This window comes from Vibrio sp. 10N.261.54.A5 (genome assembly GCF_041471145.1).
In the GTDB taxonomy this organism is placed as follows: domain Bacteria; phylum Pseudomonadota; class Gammaproteobacteria; order Enterobacterales; family Vibrionaceae; genus Vibrio; species Vibrio crassostreae_C.
Genome location: NZ_JBFRNU010000102.1, coordinates 1 through 202, shown reverse-complemented (window position 1 = coordinate 202; position 202 = coordinate 1). Strand labels below are relative to the sequence as shown.

General features: G+C 54.5%; 2 tRNA genes. Both read left to right on the top strand.

The annotated features are described in order from the left end of the window. Nucleotides 1–27 precede the first annotated feature (27 nt). Nucleotides 28–104, top strand: a tRNA-Ile gene (locus AB4329_RS22195). Nucleotides 105–118: 14 nt separating this feature from the next. Continuing rightward, nucleotides 119–194, top strand: a tRNA-Ala gene (locus AB4329_RS22190). The last annotated feature ends 8 nt before the right edge of the window (nt 195–202 follow it).

Below are 202 nucleotides of genomic sequence, written 5' to 3'. Positions count from 1 at the left end.
GGTTTAGAAAAGTTAAGAGACGATATTGGGTCTGTAGCTCAGCTGGTTAGAGCGCTCGCCTGATAAGCGGGAGGTCGGTGGTTCAAGTCCACTCAGACCCACCAATATCGACCTAGATGGGGCTATAGCTCAGCTGGGAGAGCGCCTGCCTTGCACGCAGGAGGTCTGCGGTTCGATCCCGCATAGCTCCACCATCTTTAAG